Here is a 20616-nt window from a genome sequence, read left to right on the forward strand (position 1 = left end):
TTGGCCCAGCAGTTATGCTAGGTCTCGTTAAGGAGGTGACGCGATGAGCCCAACAGTTCGGGGGCTGGCAGTGACGCAAAGTCTGGTTGGCAGCCCCACGGAATGGCACCTATTATTGTTGCTGGCACACGGGCCGCAGCATTGGTGGTGTCTCCAGCGCCAGATGCTGGGAACTAAGTGGCACCGATGCTGGCAAGGACTCTGGCGCTTGTGGCGGCACCACCTGATTATGTTTCACGTGAAACACGGCTGGATGTTGACCACCGCGGGCGAGACGCTCCGGCCGATTCTAATCGCAATCCAAACCTGTAATCAAGAAAGGCGGAAATCAGAATGACTTATCATTTTCAAACATCCTATGCATTTCAAAATGGCTTAACCTTAAAGAATCGCGTGGTCATGTCCCCAACGACCACCATGTCTAGCTTCTACGACGGTCACGTGACGAACGACGAGATTGACTTTTACAGCGCTCGGGCCGGTGGTGTGGGCCTGATTATTGGTGAGGTGGCCAACGTGGTCGCTGGTGGTAAGGGCTTTGAAGGCGAATTGTCGATTGCTGATGACACCGACATTGAGGGCCTCAGTCGCCTAGCCAATGCGATGAAGCGCAACGGCACCAAGGCCGTCCTGCAGATCTTCCACGCCGGCCGTAAGTCCAACGACAGCATTTTGCGGGGCCAACAACCGGTCAGCGCCAGTGCGGTCAAGGCCGTCTTCCCGGCTGATTCACAAACACCGCGGGAAATGACCGCCGCTGAGATTGACGAACTGATCGTTGCTTTTGGTGAGGCAACGCGGCGGGCGATTGCCGCGGGATTTGATGGTGTCGAACTGCACGGGGCCAACACGTACTTGTTGCAGCAGTTCTTCTCTCCTAACTCGAATCGTCGGACTGACAAGTGGGGCGGCGACCGGGATGCACGGATGGGATTGGCCAAGGCCGTGATTGCCCGCGTTCATGACGCCATTGCCACCTATGCGGACCGCCCATTCTTACTGGGCTACCGCATCTCGCCAGAAGAAATCGAGACACCCGGCATTCGGTTAGCTGACAGCCTGGCCTTCCTGGATATGCTCGGCGAGTCTCCTGTGGATTACGTCCACATGTCCATGGGTTCAGCGCAACGGACCTCATTGAATGATAAGTCCGATCACGAACCCATTATGAAAAAGTTTGTGGCGCAATTGGCTGGCCGCAAGCCACTGATCGGTGTGGGTTCGGTGGAAACGCCTGCCGATGCTGAAGCAGTCTTGGCGATGGGGGCCGACCTGGTCGCAATGGGTCGAGAAATGATCCGCGAACCCCAATGGATGGAAAAGGTTGAAGACCATGATGAGGCCAGCATTCGTTACCAGTTGTCACCCTCTGAAATGACGGAGCTGAAGATTCCCGTTGCCATGCAATACTACCTGAAAGGGGCCTTTTACTCGGTCATGCACTTCACCACGGATCCCGCAACGGCGGTAGATTACCAGAATGAAGCGGCACCGATGGAAGGCTTCGAGAAGAAAATGTAGGGTTTTCGGTTTATAAATCTCACGAATAGAAAATACTTGTTAAAGCAAACTTGTCCCCAATCGCAGGCGAAAACACCTGGATGGCGGACAAGTTTTTTCTATTGGGTGATTTTGACTTGGCCGGAGCCACTGGTGATGGTCAGGGGATGCTGACCGGAGACGGCATAGCTATGGTTACTAGTGGCAACGCGACGGCCGTTAAGGTGGGCCTGGCCATTTTTCACGGCGACTTTCAGTCCAGCGCTCGTCAACTTAGTCAGAGTGGTGCTGCCATTGTCCTTAATCAGCCGACCGGGACCGTTGACAGTCAGGTGATCGGCTTGAGTCGTGCCATTGTGATGGTGGATCAGAAGTTGCTGGGTCGTCAGATCGTTTAGCTTGAGTGTTCCGTTGAGCTGATTGATGGTGAGGGCGTCTAATTGGGTGTCGGCGGGCAGGATCAGCGTAACGGTTGCCGATTTACCAATTTCGAATTGGTGGTTAGTGGCTTGCGGTTGCGTTAACTTGAGCGTGCCGTTGTTTTGAGCGATGTGGTACTGATCGGCAGTCACGTTGGTTAGTTGGAGTCCCGGGTGCTGGCCCGTTTGGATGATGACAACGGCAGTTCGAAGGGTCAAGTCGAGCTGACGCGGCGTTTCCTTCAAGGTAATCCGTTGATTGGTCAGAGGTTGAACCTTGAACGTGTTGACGTTGAGACGGCGATGGCTCGTGGTGGTCCAGAGGACGAGGCCCCCGATGAGTACGGCGAGGACGATGAGAATTAGGCCTAAGATTAAGAAAAATTTTTTCATGATAGCTCCTTTATGGTTGTGAATGAACATAATTATTATTCATTCACTTTTTGACTTAAAAAAATAACCGTCATGGCTATTTTAAAACGACTTTGAGAATACCGACGATGAGGTCGTTGAGGACCTGAAAGTAGTCGGCCGACTGAAGCTCATTTTGATGGAAATCCACGACGACCAAGGCGTTGAATAAGTTAACGGCGCGTTTGGGGGTCATGCCGTCTGCTAGAAGGCCCCGGGCCTGCCAGCGGTCGATCAAGTTAAGTAGGGTCGCGTAGACCACACTATCTGTGACAGCGTTTTGGTTGGCCTGCGCGATTTGCGCGTTGAGCTTGGGATTGTGGAACCACTCTTGTAATACCAGATTGTCCGCGGACTGAGCGAAAATTTGCTGGATCACTGTCCGTAAGACGGTTGCTGGGTCAGCGTCGAGGTCGGTCTGCGCTAGAATAGCGGCTTTGACCCGCTCATTTTCGGCATTGTAGACGGCTAGAAAAATCGTGGATTTGGCATCATAAAAATTATAAAAGGTCCCAACCGCCACGTTGGCCCGCGCTGCAATGTCAGCGATGCTGGTGGCCTTGAAGCCGTTGGCTAAGAATAGGTCACGCGCGGCGGTGAAAAGGCGTTGTTGCTTTTCTTCCATGAGAGGTCCTCCTTACTGAATGAATAATAAGATAATTCATTCATTTTGTCAAGGATAAGTTATTTGGGTGGAGGTGTACACCTAAAAAACTACTAGCCACATCAGCGAAAAGGACTGGTGGGACTAGTAGTTTGGCGATTCTAGAAAAGCTAGTAAATTGAAAGAGAAGTTATGAGCGCCCAATTTTGTTGATATATTGTTTGCCCTTAGATGTGTAGTTATAGTTGTGTTGAATCTTTTGCCGTGTGTAAACTTCAAAATTCCACATATTATAATACGATTTCATCACGCGACGACCCTTGATTTTACGCGGAGAAAGCCAGAAGTTTCCCAGCTGCTGATAGTCGCCTTTAAACTTGCCGTTGAACGTATAATTCGTGCCACCATAACCCTTCAGGCCACCGGATGCTTCTTGTCCCTTCTTGTGATGTAAGACATACAGTTTATGCCAGGACTTCTTCTTCGGTGTGTACAGTGTCTTGCCATTCAGCTTGAAAGCGTGCTTTTTAATCACAATTTTGGTCCATTGATGATGCCCTTGATACTGGTACCACGTGCCCCGCAGTTCAGTCGGGGTGGTACTATGGTTCACGTATTTCGCGCTGGCTGGTGCCGAGAAACTCAGGCCGACCGAGACACTTAATCCAGTTAATAGTGTCATCCATAAGCAGCGTTGATGCTTCATCACAACCATCTCCAAAGATTAGTTAATAATCACTATTAAGCATACCACTTCTGCTAATAGTTGGCTTGGGATTTTGTAAAAAAGACGCCCAGTCAGCTGACCAGACGTCCTGTCGATTACAAAAATAGGGATTATTCCAGCGGTTCTTCAACCACCGGTTCGGCTTCAGCCGTTAAGCGGGCCTGCAACTGTCGGTCGTAGGCGCGTACACTCGGCATCAGCAACATGGCCAAGCCACAGATCAAGGAACCCACGCCGCCGATGATAAACAACTTTTCCACGCCAATCGTGTCGGCGAGGGGCCCAGCGAAAATCAGGCCCACGGGCCCGGCGATACTGGTCAGGGAATTTAAGACCCCTAAGACGCGGCCCAATTCGTTAGATGGGAAACTCTGCTGAATCATCGCCATTAACAAGGTACTGTAAAATGGCGTCACGGCGCCGGCCAATACGTTGAGAACCACGAACCAGATGAAGCCGGTTTGATTACCGGGAAGCAGGCCACTGCCGCCAAAGGTGACACCCATGGCGATGGTCGCCCAGAAGATAGGCTTCATGCGGTCACGCCAATTGCCGAAGAGGCCAATGATGGCGCCCCCGCCCAGCATCCCGACCGAGTAGATGACCTCAATCAAGCCAGCCTGGCCGACCGTGCCGTGGAAATAACCCATGGTCATCAGGGGATACAGGCTAGCGGCGGGCATGAACATCAGCGTAAACGTCGCGCCGATCATGGTGATGGCCCACAAGCCGCGAGTGTGACGGAGCTTATTCAGCCCAAATTTGGCATCGGCGAGCACGTGAACCTTTTCGTCGATGACTGGGTGTTCGGGGATGGCCACGAAGGTCAGCAGGCTGATCCCAATGATGGCGCCCAAGACGTCCACTAAAATTAAGAAATTCATGGGGATGATGGCAAATAAAAACGCGCCAAGTGCAGGGGAAATAATCATGTTGGCCGATTGGACCATACCCAATTGACCATTGATCCGCGTCAGCTCTTCTGTGGGCACCATGGTCGGTAGAATCGACTGGATGGTGGGCATTTGGAAGGTCTGCGCGATGGAACGAACCAGAAGTGAAATGAAAATCAGCCACAGCGGAAAGGTCGCTTGCAGCGTACCAACAACGGACAAAATAATGGCAAAGATGGCTGCCACCACGTCGGGAACGATCAACAAGGCTTTCTTGTTGAGGCGGTCGACGAAGGGCCCCACAAACGGACTGAGCAACACCATCGGAATCATGCCCAGCAATGTGGCTAGGCTGAGGACCGTGGCTGAACCGGTCTGCTTGGTCAGATACCAGATGATGGCGTACTGGACGACCATGCTGGTGATGCCTGACAGAAACTGACTGGTTAAAAATAAATAAATATTGCGCCGCCAATGCGGAATTAGTGCTGTTTCCAAGGGTCAGACCCCCTTTTAAAAAATACGCAATAGATGCTTCACAGGCTGTTAATATTAGCATATTAGTAAAGGGGGTACAAGGAAATTGACTCAGAAAAAAACCACCTCACAGGATACCCCGTGAACTGGCTGATTTGGTTGTGATTCTGCTAGTGGGAGCCGGTCAAGCTTAAGCCGTTTGGTCAGCGGCTGTGTCGCGCAAATTGGACGGCACAAAGCTATCGGGTTCGTGGTTCTTCATGATGGACGCGTAGTGGTCCACCTTAAAGTTGATGGTTGACAAGTGATGTTGCAAGTCAGCGATTTCGCTCAGCGTTCGTTCCTGTTGCGCTTGCATCATGGCGTAGCGCTCGGGAACGGTACTGTCACCTTCTTGGACTAAGTCGAGGTAGTGATGGATCCGTTCGACGGGCATTCCGGTGCCACGGAGGAAAACGATGATGTGCAGCCATTCCAGGTCGACATCGTTAAAGACGCGGTTGTTGTTCTCATCACGTTGGACGTAGGGCAACATACCATGGTCGTGGTAATAACGAATGCTGTAAGTGGAGATGCCCAGCTTTTGGGCAACTTCGTGGATGGTATAAGACACGCGAGTTTCCTCCTTTTAGGGTTAGCGTTCGACTAACTGTAAGTGATGTTTTCTATCATACGCGTCCAATCTCCTCGGCGCAAGCATTTGTCTTGGAAATTTGGGCAAAGCGCTTGCCTTCAAGTAGGGCGAAGGGGGTACACTACGGTAAGCAGAAAGGTGGTGGGGGTGTGAAACAATTTAATGTCCAACGGGCTGGCGCGGATTTTGTGCCGCTATTGCCGTGGTCAACGGATCCGGCGGTAAGTGCGGCGGCGTTAGTGGGGCCTGATGTGCGGGACTTGTTGGTCATCGACGAGGCGACCGATGAACTGACCATCGTGCCACAAGTATCCGTCGAGACACTACTGGAACGGCTGTCACACAGCGTTTATGGCCGCATCGCTAGTCAGCTGATGACGGCTTGGCCATTGACGCGCGACCCAACCACGCCCGCGACGTATTTACTGACTGACTTGGCCGTCACGGACCACGCCACGCTGCTAGCAACCACGGGCGCGCTGGTCGCGTTGATGGTCACGCAGCATAAAGGGTCCAGTTCACCAGCGCGATTGGCCGGTATGGCGGGACAGGCCCAGTGCTGGCTTCAGCAGATGGGGTTGTCGGAACATCAGTTATTGCTACCGGCCGGCGTGACCGCCCTACGTCAATTGTTCCAGCAGTTAGTGGACCAGGACGCCAGTTGCGACGTGTACGTACCGGTGGGCTGTGACACCCGCGCTGGCAGATTGGCCCAGGAGGCTACGTCCCTGGCGGCCGGCCGGCTGAAGGCGCTGACGTTGCCCACTTCCTGGCAGTTATTGCGGGTAGCCGGAACAGAACGCCAACTAAAACGAGATGAACGTAATAGTCATTAAAAGGATGTGTGTCCCGATGAATTTCGTGGCACACTTTTTTAATCGCTTAACTATATACGAATTTAATAACGATTTTAATTATAAATGTTCGCATATTAAGAGATAATAGTAGACACCCAAGCAATAATCCCGTATGATGGTGAAACAAATACGAATTTTAACGAGTGGGGGAATTGGGTGTGCATTGGTTAGCGGACTTGTTGGCGGCGATTGGCGTGGTCTTGAATGGGATTCCTCAAGGGATTATGGCGATGTCTCTGGGATTTGCCATCTTTCCGACGATGTTTTCGTTTGTTTTTGCTTCAGCGGTCAATGGCGTCTTTGGGGCTGTCGCACCGCTGTCTTTTCAGGCAGAGTCGTTGGCACTGACGGGGAAACTCGGGCGTGATCTGCGGGAACGAACGTCGATCATTCTAGGGGGCTCGGTCATCATGCTGCTGATTGGGGTGACGGGTACCCTGACCAAAATCGTTGCGGTCCTGGGCAACCAGATCATGGCGGGGATGATGGCCGGTGTCGGGGTGATGCTGGTGCGAATCGCTGTCGGCATGGCCAAAAACGAACGCTTAACAGGGTGGTTATCCGTCGCCCTGGCCGCTGTGACGTACTTGGTGACCAAGGACCTGGTGTGGACCATTGGGCTGTCGGTCGTCGGATCAAGCCTCGCAGCCGTCTTCTTGCAACACTATCGCGCCGAACTCCCGGAACACGTGACGGCCCGGCGCTTTGTGTTTACCAAGCCGACTGTGAATTCCCGAGTCGTGCGGGGCGCATTGAGTCTGGCTTGCTTGAACATTGGCGCCAACATCTCATATGGACTGATTACCGGTGAGATGACGGGATTGAAGCCCAATCCGGTGAATCTGAACCTGCTGACCATCACGCAATCGTTAGCCGACATGGGAACGAGCCTGCTGGGTGGGGCACCGGTCGAGGCCATCATTTCTGCGACGGCCAGTGCGCCAGAACCCGTGGTGGCTGGCATCATGATGATGCTGATTATGGCGGCAATTCTGGCAATCGGCTGGTTGCCCAAGCTGGGAAAATATGTGCCAAGTGCATCGATTGCGGGATTCCTATTCATTTTGGGCGCTGTGGTCATCTTCCCGGCTGATGCGGCGACTGCGCTCCACGGGTCAGACGCAACGATTGCGGCATTGACGCTGGTCATCACGGCCGTGGTCGATCCGTTTGCGGGCCTGTTGACGGGCGGAATCTTGAAATTTGGCTTACCACTTTTAGGACTGGGGGTTTAACACATGTTGAAGACGTATCAGTTAAAAATCGGACCACTCACGCGGCAGTTGCCAATCGTTCAAATTAGCCAGGACCTGGCGATTGCCTCGTTCGTGTTATTGGGGGATGCGGAGCTCACGGATTATGCGGCAGCGGAACTGGTGAAATTAATACCAGCGGATTTCGATTATTTGGTCACCCTGGAAAGCAAAGGCATTCCCTTGGCACAGGAATTGAGTCGCCTGACCAATCACCCGCAGTTTGTTGTCCTGCGGAAGTCGACCAAAGACTACATGCGCGCACCCATCAAGTTGCCGGTTAACGCAATCACGACTAGTAAACCGCAAGAATTGGTCCTGGATGGGGCCGACGCCGATCGGTTGGTGGCTAAACGCGTGGTAATCGTGGATGACGTCATCAGTAGTGGCGGTTCCTTGACGACGGCGCGGACGTTGATTGAACAGGCGGGCGCGACGGTCGTGGGGCAGTTGGCGATTTTGGCCGAAGGCGGTGCCGTCAGTCGTGACGACATTCGGTATTTGGCGGAATTGCCCTTATTTCCCTTGGACTAAGCCAAACGAAAAAGCACCAATTCCCAGCGCTCGCAGTCACAGGAAGCTGATGCTTTTTGAATTCACATGTTACTTAAACAGGTAAACCTTAGTTTCGTAAGGCCGCAACGTCGTCCCTTGATCGTCGGCATAGTTGCCGATGAGCTTGTCACTGGCTTGGGCTTGGTCGTAATCGCGGGTCACCGTTTGGTCGGTGAAATTGCTGATGACCAGCAGCGTTTGGCCTTGATAGTGGCGCCGGTAGGCAAAGACTTGGTTGTCGTCAGGGTCGAGTTCTTCGTAAGTACCGTGAACGATCAGGTCACTCTGGTGTCGTAGCGCAATTAAGCGGCGGTAGTAGTTAAAGACGGAATCGTCATCGTCGACTTCGGCGGCCGCATTGATGTCGGTGTAGTTCGGATTCAACGCAAACCACGGTTGTGCATCGGAGAAGCCGGCGTTCTTGGAGGCGTCCCATTGCATTGGTGTCCGGGCATTGTCCCGAGACATATGCGACAGGTAAGCCAGCATGGTTGGCTGGTCGATGATCTTTTCGTCATCCACGATTTCGTGATAAGCGTTCAGGCTCTCCAGATCTTCGTATTGATCCAGTGAGGTGTAGTGAACGTTGGTCTCGCCCAGTTCTTCGCCTTCGTAGACGTAAGGGGTACCTTGTAGCATGTGTAGCGTGGTCCCCAACATCTTGGCGGACAATTCGCGATATTGCGGTGTGTCGTTACCGAAACGGGAGACGGCGCGGGGCTGGTCATGGTTGTTCCAGTACAGACTGTTCCAACCCTTGCCATCCAACGCTTTTTGCCACCGAGATAAGGCGTCCTTTAGTTCGGTCAGCTTGACTGGCGCGTCGTTCCACTTACCCAGTCGCTGATTGGGGTTCGGTGAGAGGCTGACGTGTTGGAATTGGAAGACCATGTTCAGCTCGTTGGCGTCTAGACCGGTGTAAGTAATGGCATCGGCTGGCGTTGAGCCGGGCATTTCCCCCACCGTCATGACGTCGTAGTGGGAGAGAACTTCATCGTTCATTTCCCGCAGGTAGTCGTTTAACTTCGGTCCATCGGAGACTAGGGGCTCCACGTTACCGTAAGGCGCGCCAGGTGCTTGTGGCGCATCGGGAAGGCCAGCGGGCTTGGAAATCAGGTTGATGACGTCCATGCGGAAGCCGTCGACACCCTTATCCAGCCAGAAGCGCATGAGGCTCCAGATCTCTTGCCGAACCTTGGGATTCTCCCAGTTCAGGTCGGGTTGGCCTGGTGCAAAGAGGTGTAAGTAGTACTGTTGGCGCTTGGGTTCAAAGGTCCAAGCAGAGCCGCTGAAGTAAGAACCCCAGTTGTTGGGGGCGTGACCGTCGACGGGATCGCGCCAGATGTAGTAATCTGCGTACGGATTGTCCTTGGACTGCCGGCTTTGTTCGAACCAGTCGTGTTGGTCGGACGTATGGTTGACGACGAGGTCCATTAAAATCTTCAAGCCTTGTTGATGAGCTGAAGCCAGCATCGTATCGAAATCAGCCATGGTACCGTAGACGTCTTGAATGTTGCGGTAATCGCTGATGTCATAGCCGTTGTCCTTGTCGGGAGACTTGTAAATGGGGTTCAACCAGATCACGTCGGCCCCTAATTTCTTAATGTAGGGCAACCGTTGCGTCAGGCCGGGGAGATCCCCAATCCCATCGTGGTTACTATCTTGGTAACTACGTGGGTAAACTTGGTAAACGACGGCATTTTTCCACCATTGCTTGGACATAACAGATAACCTCCTAAAAGTATGTGTCTTTAGTTTACAGAATTTTCAGATAATTTGGGATGAATAACACTCACGGCGACGGCCCCTAAGAGAAAGGCGATGCCGGCGATGACTAACATGCCGGGCATGGATTGACCGATAGCCGGGAAGATGGCGAAACTAGCAAGTGAAGCGATGATCTGGGGTAGGCAGATTCCACAGTTGAACAGGCCCAAGTAAGCCCCTTCGTTTTCTCCGTTCAATGATTCGGTGAACAGTGACATCGCTTGCGTTTGCATGGTCAGGTAGCAGATGCCAATCAAACAGAATGGCAGTACTAGTAACCATTGTGAGTGAATGAAGTAGATCCAGATCATTCCCAGGCCACCCATAATCAGGCTAATGCGGAACCAGAATTTCCGTTGGCTGGGCTTGGTGTGGGACAATACAGCGAATCCCCAAATAACGGCGGCCACGGACTGGATGCAAGAGAGAATCCCAAACCAGTTACCGGCGGCCTGATAGCCAGCCGAAGCGGCGTTAGCGGTGTGCCAAACGTTATCGGCAATGGCACCGGTCCCGTAAGTCCAGAGGTATTGAATGGCGAACCAGTCGAACAGCTGGACAAATGAGATTTCCCAGAAGGCCCGCGGCGCTGTCTTGACCAGGTGCCAGAGACTAGCGGTCTTTTGCTTGGCCTCGGTCTTCACGTGGTGGTAACGGTTGTAGGTATCGGGGTCGTATTCCTTCACAGAGATGATGGTGTAGATGGATGTGAGTAACAGAATCGCGGCACCAATGTAGAAGGCCAACCGTACGGATAACGGCACGGTTCCCTTGGCGGCCACGTTGGAGACCCCAAACCAGGTCAGGACAAAGGGGAAGATGGTGGCCAAGACCCCACCCAAGTTGGAGTAGGATTGTTGCCATGACCAGGCCAAATCTTTTTGGTCTTCGTTGACCATGTCACCAATAATCATCTTAAACGGCTGCATGCAGACGTTAGAAGACAGGTCCATGAACAGGATAGCGACGGCACCGAATAGCAGGGCAGCCAGTGAGGCGTACCCAAACCCAAACGATCCGGCGTTTGGCAAGAGAATCATGACCAATGCGGCGATGGGGGCACCAATCATGAGGTACGGCATCCGCCGACCGAACCGGTTCCAGGTGACGTCCGAATATTTCCCAATCAGGGGCTGGACGACCATGCCGGCCAACGGTGGCAAGAGGAAGAAGAACCCGAGCTTCGTCGGATCCGCCCCAATCGTCTGGAAGATGCGCCCCATTTGGGATGACTGTAGGGAAAAGGCCATATTGACACCAAAGAAGCCAAATGTCATGGCAAAGATGGTCTTCAATGGTAATTTTGGCAGTGAGTTGTCGGCGACGGTCGTTGTGGTCGTTGCGGCGGGCTCACCATCTAGGGCTGTATTTTGCGCCATAGTGATTCCTCCTTGAAAATGAAAAATAGAATAATTGCTATCACGGATTCAATTAATTAAGTAACCGCTTACAAAATAAATTCTATCACTTTACACAAACGTTTACAATAGCTTTAAAACAGAAAAGCAAACGTTTGTGTAAATTTACCCATTTTAGCTGGATTGGCTTTGTGGTTTAGGTCAATTAACGGTAGAATAAGAACAGATGCTGATCAAATTGAAAGCGAGGTGGTCGTGATGGCCGCAACGATTAAGGATATTGCAAAATTAGCGGGGGTCTCCACGGCCACCGTTTCACGGGTGCTGGCGAACAAAACGGCTTTCTTCAGCGAAAGTACGGCCCAGAAGGTCCAGACGGCCGCAACGGAGCTGGGGTACCAGAAGAATACGGCTGCCGCAGAATTGGTCACGCGCCACAGCCACGTGATTGCGGCCGTGGTCAATTCGACTAAAACCAACTTTGCCAGCCAGATCATTGAAGGGATTCAGGCCGAAGCCCACCGCTACGACCTGAACGTCATCATTTTGTATGCGGGGGATGCCGACGCTGAGCAGCAACGGCGCGCGTTGACCACGGTGATTGAGCGACCAGTGATGGGAATTTTACTCCTGTCGGTCGATCTGGCGGCGGAGAACTTGGCACTGCTGCAACAGTCGCAGATTCCCTACTGTTTCTTGTCGATTTCTTTTGATGGGGCGCGATTACCCTACATCACCTCTGACGACTGGCAGGTCGGCTACCAGGCCACCCAGGCGCTGATCAACGCCGGCCACCGCCGCATTGGTCTGGCAGGCGTCGACAGCGATTACCACACCGGCCGTCAACGGGTGCTGGGGTACACCCAGGCCCTAGCCAATGCAGGAATCACGCCAGACACCGATTGGATTCAGCTCGGCAATTACAGCTATGATGCCGGGCAAACGGCCATGCGGGCATATGGCGCACAAACGGCTTTGACCGCTATCGTCGGCGCCAGTGACATGGCCGCTATTGGGGTCATGAATCAGGCGCGTGACCTGGGCCTACGCGTGCCGGCTGACTTGTCGATTGTCGCCATCGACGGCACAGAATTGTGCCAGTTAGTCCAACCTCAGCTGACGAGTGTGTCACAGAACTTCTATGAAATGGGCGTTGCGGGCGTCCAACAGTTGCGGGCTAAGGAAACGTTGCCGCAGAAGATTACGCCGATCCAGCTGGTCTCTCGGCAAAGTATTCGCCAATTATTAATGAAATAGCCACAAAAACAGGTTTCCACCGGAGCGCACTTCAAACGCCGATGGGAACCTGTTTTCTACTATAGATAAAGACATTTATGGAACTGACAAGTAGAGCTGGCTGATGAGGCCTGCCAACGACTGGTAACTAGGGGGATCAACCAGTCCTTGGACGAAGCACCTAGGTCGTGTGCTTACTTGGCGATGTAAGTCGTCTTGAAGTCATAAGGGACACCAGCGGGGTTGTAGTTGATGTTCTTGACGTTTTTCCGCAGTAATTGTGACTTGGCTGCTTGGTACAGTGGAATGGTACCTTGATCGTTCATCAAGACCTTTTCAGCTTGAACCAGCTTGGCCCACCGCTTGGCAGGTTGGTTACCGTCTTGGTTTTCGGATTCATCCAGCAGTTTGTCGTATTGCTTGTTGGACCAGCTTGACGTGTTGTAACTGGAGCCAGTTTCGTAAACGTCCAGGAAGTTGATTGGGTCAGCGAAAACGGATTGCCAGCCACTCAGGGTCAAGTCATAATTCTTGTTGTGTTGCCGCGTGATCAGTTGGACATAAGGAATCGTGTTGATGGAGACCTTTACGCCGGGGAGCTTTTGCAGGGAACTTTGGAGAAATTCGGCCGTTTGCTTGCTGGCGTCGGTGTCAGAGACTAAGAGGGAAACGTCGAGTGACTTCTTGCCAGTCTGCTTGAAGCCCTTGGCCAACAGCTGCTTGGCTTGTTTCAAGTTGTAAGAAACGGCGGAGCTGACCTCGGCTTCTTGGTCGAACCCTTCGCCAGTCTTAGGATTGTTGCCCATGCCAGCTGGTACGAAGCCCTTTGAGACGGTCGAGCCGTCTTGGAGCACATCGTTGACCAATTGCTTACGGTTGATGGCCAGTGAGAAGGCTTTGCGAATGTTGACGTTCTTGAAGGCAGGCACGGTCTTTTGATTCAAGCTCAACCGTTGCGTCCCAGTTGGGAGGCGTTTAACAAAGTTTTCGTTATTCTTATTGTTCTTAACTTGTTGGCCGTCGAGCAACGTTTCGTCGGTCTTTTTCGCGTTGAACAGGTTGTAGCTCGTAGTCGTACTCTTGGTCACGACCTCGTTGATCTTGTCCAGGTGGACGGCTTTCTTATCCCAATAAGTCTTGTTCTTGGCCAGCGTCCAGGTGGTGCTGGTCCCGTTCCATTTGGTCAGGCGGAATGGGCCGTTGTAAACGGTCGTGGCGGAACTAGTCCCGTATTTCTTGCCGTATTTCTGAACGGCATTTTGGTTGACCGGGTAGAAAAGCGGCCAAGCCAGTAATTTCTTGAAGTACGAAACGGGCTTGGTGAGTTGCACGGTTAATTTGTACTTACCATCGGCCTTGATACCCAGTGCGCTCAGTGGCTTCTTGCCATTGTTGATGGCTTCGGCGTTCTTCACCTGGAAGAAGTAAAAGGCGTCTTGTGAAGCGGTCTTGGGGTTGACCGTCCGTTGCCAGGAGTACACGAAGTCTTTGGCGGTCACTTCGTCGCCATTAGACCATTTGACCCCCTTACGCAGGTTAAACGTGTAGGTCTTGCCGCCGTTGGTCAGCGTGGTCTTGGTGGCCAGCGCGTTGGCCGGGTTCCCCTTGGTGTTCAGTCGGTAGAGTCCTTCTTGCGTGTTCTGCAAGACGGTAAAACTCAGGGTGTCCGTGGCTTGGGCCAAGTCGTTGGTTGCCAGCTCAGACGTTTCCGTCCAGTTCAGTGTTTGGTCGGCAGCGTACTTGGCGCTACCAGTGCTACTGCTTGAACTGGCTTCATTCCCACAACCAGCTAATGCTAGGAGGCTCAAGGCCGCCACCGTTAAGATCGTTCCCTTTTTCTTCATCCAAAACATCTCCTCAAAATAAAAATCGTCCTTATGTAAACTAAACATAAGGACGATTTCACTCGCGGTACCACCTTGATTTATGGGGGACTCACATCCACCATCTCCGTAACTTCTGTTGCCAAAAGTCGGAAGCGGTAACGGGCTTCAAATCGAACAATCAGCTTCCACCAATTGTTAGCAACCAGGCTCATCTTCACGACTCCGTTGTAAGCCACCTTTTCAGCTGCCGGTGGTCTCTGAACTTAGCGGGAGTCATTACTCTTCCTGGTGATGCGTTCGTGTATTTCTAATATGGCTCTAATAATAACGAGGTCGGCGGGGTTTGTCAACAGGTAATTTTTAGGTCGTGTAGGAGGTGATGTAACAGTGATTTTGGCTGGGTATATAGAAGAAACTCGGAGAAATTGGCGCTGTTATAATTTTATTTATAATTATTTTCACATTTTTATTTTTGGATAATTATGCGAGGTAAAACGTGGTACGTGAATATTAAAAATATTGTGCTCTTTATAAATAATTAACTAGTTGTAAAAGGTGTAGACAAGTCGGATAAGTCAGCATAAAATGAGAACAGCTGATGAAAAAGACTAGGCTATCCAGAGCCTATCAGTAGAAGTCATCAGCAATACTTAAGGAGGCGTTATCGCCATGAAACAGAAGCATGAACCATATGCCATTGGATTAGACATTGGGACCAGCTCTATCGGTTGGACCACTGCTGACATGAACGGCTATGTGACACGAACCAAGGGCCAAACGGGGTTGGGGGTTCGGTTATTTCAGGAAGGTCAGACAGCAGCTGAACGACGGGGATTCCGGACCACTCGACGACGATTGAGTCGGCGTCGTTGGCGGTTACGATTGTTACGAGAGATTTTCGATGAACCGATTTCATCTATTGACGAAAACTTCTTTGCACGTCAGAAAGTTTCTAATGTGTCGCCCAAGGACAGCAGATTTACGAATAAGTATCAGCTTTTTGATAATCAAATAGATCATGAATTTTATTCAAAGTACCCGACTATTTATCACTTGCGTTGGCAATTGATGACGGAACATCGAAAATTTGATTTACGCGAAATTTATTTGGCTATCCACCACATTGTGAAGTATCGGGGGAATTTTTTACGTTCAGGTAGTCCAGCTGGTTTTAAACCGGGAGAACTAGACTTTAAAAAACGCTTTGCGTCTGTGAATGATACTTGGCGCGTGATTTTTGACGAGGCGGCGCCACAGTTGCCAGAGGCTAATTTAGAAAAGATTACAGCTTTGATTCTGGATAACAACCGTAGTCGATTGGATCGACAACGGGAGCTTGTGAAATTACTGATGGCCGTAACTGGTGAGAATAAGAATTGGAAGACGAATTTTACTGAATTTTCTAAGGCAATTCTAGGATTAAAGGCTAAATTATTTTTATTGACAGGCACGCAGGTGGATAAGGCTGATGAGAAAACATGGACCTTTAGCTTAGCTGATATTGAAGATCATCGAGCAGATTTGGAAAGTGCGTTCGACGATGCAGCGTTGGAGCTGATTGAAAAATTAGGTGACCTTCAAGCTGCCATTCAGTTAACTGAGATCATGCCTAGCGGTCAATATTTCTCACAGAGCATGTGTGAGCGCTACGAGGATCATGCGAAGCATCTTAAGTGGTTACGGGAGTATATTGATCAACAAACAGATGCCAAGAAAGCCCAAGCCATTCAAGTAGCTTACGACCATTACATTGATGGTAAAGACGGTAAAGCAGTTACCCAGACAGATTTCTACAAAGATTTGAATAAAGTTTTGAAAAATGATGATTCTGAGTTAGCTGTTAAAATCAGTAATGAGATTGAATTAGAGCATTTTATGCCTAAACAACGGACAAAAGAAAACGGAGTTATTCCTTATCAAGTGCATCAGCAAGAATTAGATATGATTATTGATAATCAAAAATCCTACTATCCCTTCCTAAGTGAGCCTAATCCAATTGTTGGACACCGGGCAACGCAACCTTACAAAATTGATGAATTAGTAAGCTTCCGTGTGCCTTATTACGTGGGGCCGATGGTGACACCTGAGGTACAATCCAAGACTGAGAATGCTGAAAATCAATTTTCCTGGATGGTACGTAAAGATGCTGGTGACATCACACCGTGGAACTTCGATGATAAGGTTGACAGGATTGCTTCAGCGACGAACTTTATTCAGCGTATGAAGACGACAGATACGTACCTCATTGGTGAGGATGTCTTACCACAACGAAGCCTTATTTATCAGCGCTTTACAGTTCTGAACGAATTAAATAACGTTCGGGTAAATGGTAAGCCATTGACTCGTAATCAGAAACAACGAATTTATGAAAAATTATTTGTGGGTCGTAAGAATCATGGCACTGTCAGTATCAAGGCGTTACAGGAAAACCTGGTTCATAGTGGAGAAGTACTCACCACGCCTAAAATTGAAGGGTTAGCTGATCCTAAACACTTTAATAATGCATTAACTACGTATCATGACTTTAAAGATTTGTTGCCAGATGATATTGATCTGCCGGAACGACAAGCAGATATTGAAAAGATTATTAATTGGTCAACCGTTTTTGAGGATACAGATATCCTTAGAGAAAAGCTACGAGAGATTGACTGGTTAAGTGACTTGCAACGGAAACGACTCAGTCAAAAGCGCTATCGTGGCTGGGGACGACTGTCAGCACGTTTGTTAACTGGTATCAAGGATGCTCAAGGACTGTCGATCTTAGACCAGTTATGGCAGACACAATTGAACTTTATGCAGATTGTTAGCCAACCAGACTATGCGAAAGCCATTGCTGAAATTAATGCAGCGGGGATGGCAAAGCAAGATGTGCTGGATACGATTAATGAGATGTATACGTCACCGCAAAACAAAAAGGCCTTACGCCAGATTTTGTTGGTAGTGCGAGATATCCAAAAAGCCCATCATGGGCAGGCGCCTAGTCGAATCTTCATCGAGGCGGCACGTGGTGCTGAACAAAATCCACAGCGGACACGACAACGGCAGAAGCATCTCAGTGATCTGTATGCTGATCAAGCAAAGCAAATTATCGACGATGCGGTTAAAACGGAACTTGGGGATAAAATCAAGAATAAAGCGCAGTTTACCACGCGGCTAATGCTTTATTTCTTGCAAAATGGTCGAGATATGTATACGGGTAAGCGCCTGAATATTGATGCATTATCGATGTATGATATTGACCATATTTTACCGCAGTCGTTAGTTAAAGATGATTCGTTGGATAATCGGGTATTGGTAAGTCAAAAAATTAATCGGACAAAGAATGATACATTTGCTTCAGAGCTTTTTGAAAATAACATGCGTGGCACATGGGAGCGCTGGCGTTCATCGGGCTTAATTAGTGCACGTAAGCTCAAACACTTATTAATGCGGCCAAATGAGATCAATAAATATGCAACTGGGTTTATTAATCGGCAATTGGTTGAGACACGCCAGGTCATTAAGTTAGTTACAGATGTGCTGAGCACTGAATTCGATTCGGAGGCAACCAAAATTATTTCGGTTAAGGCCGGTCTGACGCATCAATTACGCCAGGAGTTGATGCTGCCTAAGTTGCGTGAGTTAAATGATTACCACCATGCCATCGATGCTTTTTTAGCAGTCCGGATTGGGACTTATTTGCTGAAACGTTATCCTAAGTTGGAACGATTCTTTGTCTATGGTCAGTACAAGGTTGCACCACAGATAGATTTACGCCGGTTTAACTTTATTCATGATTTAGTTACAGATAAGGTGGATAAGATTACTGATCCGCAAACTGGTGAGATTCTTTGGGATCGAGAAAATGACGTGGCGTATGTGAAACATCTAATGAGCTTGAAGCATTTGTTGGTTACGCATGAGGTGCTTGAGGACCATGGGGCTTTATTTAATCAGACGATTTATAAGGCAGTTATGGATAAGCAAAATCCTGGAGAAGCTAAGCATAAGCGTGATTTGATTCCTGCTAAAAAGAATCGTGAGACAACAATTTATGGTGGCTATTCTGGGCAAAAAACAACTTATTTAGCAATTGTTCGTGTGAATGGTAAAAATCCGTCGTTCAAAGTAGTAGGGGTACGTACTAATATGCTCGAACGACTGAGACAATTGCAATATAAGTCTGGTTTGACGTTGAATCAAGCAACTAAGCAGGTGCTGATGCCGCAGTTCACAGATGCTAAAGGAAAGGTTAAAGATTTTGATGTCCTGCTGCCTGAGGTTTATTTACATCAACGGGTACAAGATATTGTTGATGGAAAGCGGTATCAGTTCGGGTTAAACACAAATACCTATTACCGAAATTTCCAACAATTAGTGTTACCGCTAGGGCTACAGATTGAGTTGCAATTTTCTAAGGAAGACTTAAAGAAAGATACGTTAATGAAGATTTTTGACGAGATTTGTGCGCAGATGGAAAAGTACTTTGCACTTTATAGCAAAGTGAACAATTTTACCGATATTTTAGTCAATTCACGAGAAGCGTTCAGTAAATTGCCAATTCAGGATGTTTGTGATGCTCATGGAAAGGTTACTCAGCCGGGTATGAAATCGACATTAATAGATATCATGATGGGATTGCATAGTAATATGGCCAGGAAGCCCCTTAAGCAATTAGGATTTAAGACGCCATTTGGTTTTTTACAGGTGCCGTCGGGAATTAGTTTGACAGCTCAAGCCCAAATCGTCTACGAATCACCAACAGGACTCTTTAAGCGATGCATCAAGTTAGCAGATCTTTAGACTGCTGAAATAAAAAAAGTGTGCACCCAGAAAACTCCGGCGTGCACACACTACATATGTAATGGCTCGATAACGGGCTCATAAGATGAAACTTGGCGGGAAAAACCACCTTGTTTGACTTTAACTCAGTTCTGCAAATCAGTGAGGTCAAGCAGGTCAACTTGACCAATAACAGAATACCATGTTGCAACGTATAACGCAAGGAGGATAAATGATGGGATGGCGAACAATCATGATCAGCCAGCACGCTAAAGTCTCGCTGACTGCAGGTAACTTAGTAATTCAAACGGATTCGGACCGACTACATGTGCCGGTGGATCAAGTGAATGTCTTACTGATTCAGACACTACAAGCGGTGATCACGACTGCAGCGGTAGCGGCTTTGACCGAAGAACACGTAAAGATTATTTTTACCGGAAGAGATGGCCAGCCCATTTGCGAGACTGCCGAGTGTTATCCCCGCTTGCGGACGGCAGCCTTGGTTACCTCTCAAGTAAATTGGCCCCATGACCGCATTGCTAATTTGTGGACGAGAGTGGTTGCAGCTAAGATGGCTAATCAAATTACCGTGGCCGATTTTCTTGGTGCGGAGACACAGGGATTAAGAGACGAGGTAGATAAATTAGAATTGAATGATACCACTAACCGAGAAGCAGTAGTTGCCAGACAATATTTTCCACTGCTTTTTGGTGAGGACTTTTCGCGGTCGGATTTAGTTCCAGAGAATGCGGCTTTAAACTACGGCTATTCAATTCTATTATCGCTAGTTGACCGAGTGATTGTCTCACGTGGATATCTAACCTGTTTTGGCATTCATCACAAGAATGCAGGGAATGGCTTTAATCTGGGCTCTGACTTGATGGAACCCTTTCGACCAATCATTGATTATTGGGTTGCCCAGCAAAAGATCAATGACCTAACCCCAGACGTGAAGTTTGGCTTGGTTCGGCTGTTTGACTTGGAAATGATCTATCAAGGGAAGAAGGAGCTCTTTAGTAATGTCGTGGAGAAGTACGTTGGGCAATGCCTAAAGTAACGCGTTGTGCTAGCTTCGTAATATTTTCAATTGATCTTAAGTCCGCTTAATCCTTCTGCCAATTGCTGATGAACTTTAATGACATTCCAGAGAAAAAGCGTTGATAACCGGCTGTTAAGGCCACTCATCGTATCAGTCCCTGGGTGTTCAAAGTGTCCGACCTTGTTCAAGTTACTAAAACAAGTCTCGATGTGCCGCCGCTGATTCTTCAAGAATGCTGAGTTGACTTGCTTACTGTGTCGCATGTTCTTTCGCAATGGAAACCACAGATGAATCCCAAA

Annotated in this window: 16 protein-coding genes and 1 pseudogene; 8 read left to right on the forward strand and 9 right to left on the reverse strand. The window is 49.5% G+C overall.

Features of this window, described 5'->3' with window-relative positions; translation table 11 throughout:
* Positions 1-43 precede the first annotated feature (43 nt).
* Positions 44-337, forward strand: coding sequence for a hypothetical protein (locus NGM66_RS09605; RefSeq protein ID WP_208907359.1), 294 nt, complete (start codon positions 44-46; stop codon positions 335-337).
* Positions 334-1521, forward strand: coding sequence for an NADH-dependent flavin oxidoreductase (locus tag NGM66_RS09610; protein WP_208907360.1), 1188 nt, complete (start codon positions 334-336; stop codon positions 1519-1521). Before NGM66_RS09605 ends, NGM66_RS09610 begins: the two co-directional genes overlap by 4 nt.
* 98 nt (positions 1522-1619) lie before the next feature.
* Here NGM66_RS09610 and NGM66_RS09615 read toward each other — a convergent pair whose 3' ends face one another.
* The 5 genes from NGM66_RS09615 to NGM66_RS09635 all read right to left on the reverse strand — a co-directional run bounded on the left by NGM66_RS09615 (position 1620) and on the right by NGM66_RS09635 (position 5644).
* Positions 1620-2312 carry a DUF4097 family beta strand repeat-containing protein gene (locus NGM66_RS09615; protein ID WP_208907361.1) on the reverse strand — a complete coding sequence of 231 codons (693 nt, stop codon included), beginning with the start codon at positions 2310-2312 and terminating at the stop codon, positions 1620-1622.
* Positions 2313-2388: 76 nt separating this feature from the next.
* Entirely contained in the window at positions 2389-2955 is a 567-nt protein-coding gene (locus tag NGM66_RS09620) for a TetR/AcrR family transcriptional regulator (RefSeq protein ID WP_208907362.1), read from the reverse strand.
* Positions 2956-3124: 169 nt separating this feature from the next.
* On the reverse strand, positions 3125-3616 hold the full coding sequence (locus NGM66_RS09625) for a hypothetical protein (protein WP_258115584.1): 492 nt from the start codon (positions 3614-3616) through the stop codon (positions 3125-3127).
* A gap of 155 nt (positions 3617-3771) precedes the next feature.
* Positions 3772-5052 carry an MFS transporter gene (locus NGM66_RS09630; RefSeq protein ID WP_208907364.1) on the reverse strand — a complete coding sequence of 427 codons (1281 nt, stop codon included), beginning with the start codon at positions 5050-5052 and terminating at the stop codon, positions 3772-3774.
* Positions 5053-5221: 169 nt separating this feature from the next.
* Entirely contained in the window at positions 5222-5644 is a 423-nt protein-coding gene (locus NGM66_RS09635) for a MerR family transcriptional regulator (protein WP_258115585.1), read from the reverse strand.
* Between the two features lie 170 nt (positions 5645-5814).
* On the opposite strand from NGM66_RS09635, the gene NGM66_RS09640 reads away from it, so the two are divergent.
* The 3 genes from NGM66_RS09640 to NGM66_RS09650 all read left to right on the forward strand — a co-directional run bounded on the left by NGM66_RS09640 (position 5815) and on the right by NGM66_RS09650 (position 8309).
* Complete coding sequence (locus tag NGM66_RS09640) at positions 5815-6501, forward strand: hypothetical protein (RefSeq protein WP_208907366.1); 687 nt, start codon at positions 5815-5817, stop codon at positions 6499-6501.
* Positions 6502-6680: 179 nt separating this feature from the next.
* Positions 6681-7757 (forward strand): NCS2 family permease, encoded by a 1077-nt coding sequence (locus NGM66_RS09645; protein ID WP_208907367.1) that lies wholly within the window; start codon positions 6681-6683, stop codon positions 7755-7757.
* A 3-nt stretch (positions 7758-7760) separates the two neighbouring features.
* Positions 7761-8309: a phosphoribosyltransferase family protein gene (locus NGM66_RS09650; RefSeq protein ID WP_208907368.1), complete on the forward strand. Its 549-nt coding sequence runs from the start codon at positions 7761-7763 to the stop codon at positions 8307-8309.
* A gap of 69 nt (positions 8310-8378) precedes the next feature.
* On the opposite strand, the gene NGM66_RS09655 is transcribed toward NGM66_RS09650, so the two are convergent.
* Together NGM66_RS09655 and NGM66_RS09660 are read right to left on the reverse strand one after the other, a co-directional pair.
* Entirely contained in the window at positions 8379-10052 is a 1674-nt protein-coding gene (locus NGM66_RS09655) for a glycoside hydrolase family 13 protein (RefSeq protein WP_208907369.1), read from the reverse strand.
* A gap of 29 nt (positions 10053-10081) precedes the next feature.
* Positions 10082-11476, reverse strand: coding sequence for an SLC45 family MFS transporter (locus NGM66_RS09660; protein WP_209279989.1), 1395 nt, complete (start codon positions 11474-11476; stop codon positions 10082-10084).
* A gap of 237 nt (positions 11477-11713) precedes the next feature.
* Between NGM66_RS09660 and NGM66_RS09665 the strand changes: the two genes are divergently transcribed.
* The gene (locus NGM66_RS09665) at positions 11714-12712 is read left to right on the forward strand and encodes a LacI family DNA-binding transcriptional regulator (protein WP_258115586.1); all 999 of its coding nucleotides are present in this window, start codon (positions 11714-11716) and stop codon (positions 12710-12712) included.
* A 173-nt stretch (positions 12713-12885) separates the two neighbouring features.
* Here NGM66_RS09665 and NGM66_RS09670 read toward each other — a convergent pair whose 3' ends face one another.
* Positions 12886-14535, reverse strand: a complete 1650-nt coding sequence (locus NGM66_RS09670) for a peptide ABC transporter substrate-binding protein (protein ID WP_208907371.1) — start codon at positions 14533-14535, stop codon at positions 12886-12888.
* A 651-nt stretch (positions 14536-15186) separates the two neighbouring features.
* Here NGM66_RS09670 and cas9 point away from each other — a divergent pair.
* A complete protein-coding gene (cas9, locus tag NGM66_RS09675; RefSeq protein WP_208907372.1) occupies positions 15187-19299 on the forward strand; it encodes a type II CRISPR RNA-guided endonuclease Cas9 in 4113 nt (1370 codons plus the stop codon).
* Between the two features lie 214 nt (positions 19300-19513).
* Positions 19514-20335 (forward strand): type II CRISPR-associated endonuclease Cas1, encoded by an 822-nt coding sequence (gene cas1 / locus NGM66_RS09680; RefSeq protein ID WP_208910945.1) that lies wholly within the window; start codon positions 19514-19516, stop codon positions 20333-20335.
* Between the two features lie 26 nt (positions 20336-20361).
* Here cas1 and NGM66_RS09685 read toward each other — a convergent pair.
* Positions 20362-20616, reverse strand: a pseudogene (locus NGM66_RS09685) (IS982 family transposase); the annotation flags it as partial.

It is taken from the genome of Levilactobacillus yiduensis, assembly GCF_024718525.1.
GTDB classification, from domain to species: domain Bacteria; phylum Bacillota; class Bacilli; order Lactobacillales; family Lactobacillaceae; genus Levilactobacillus; species Levilactobacillus yiduensis.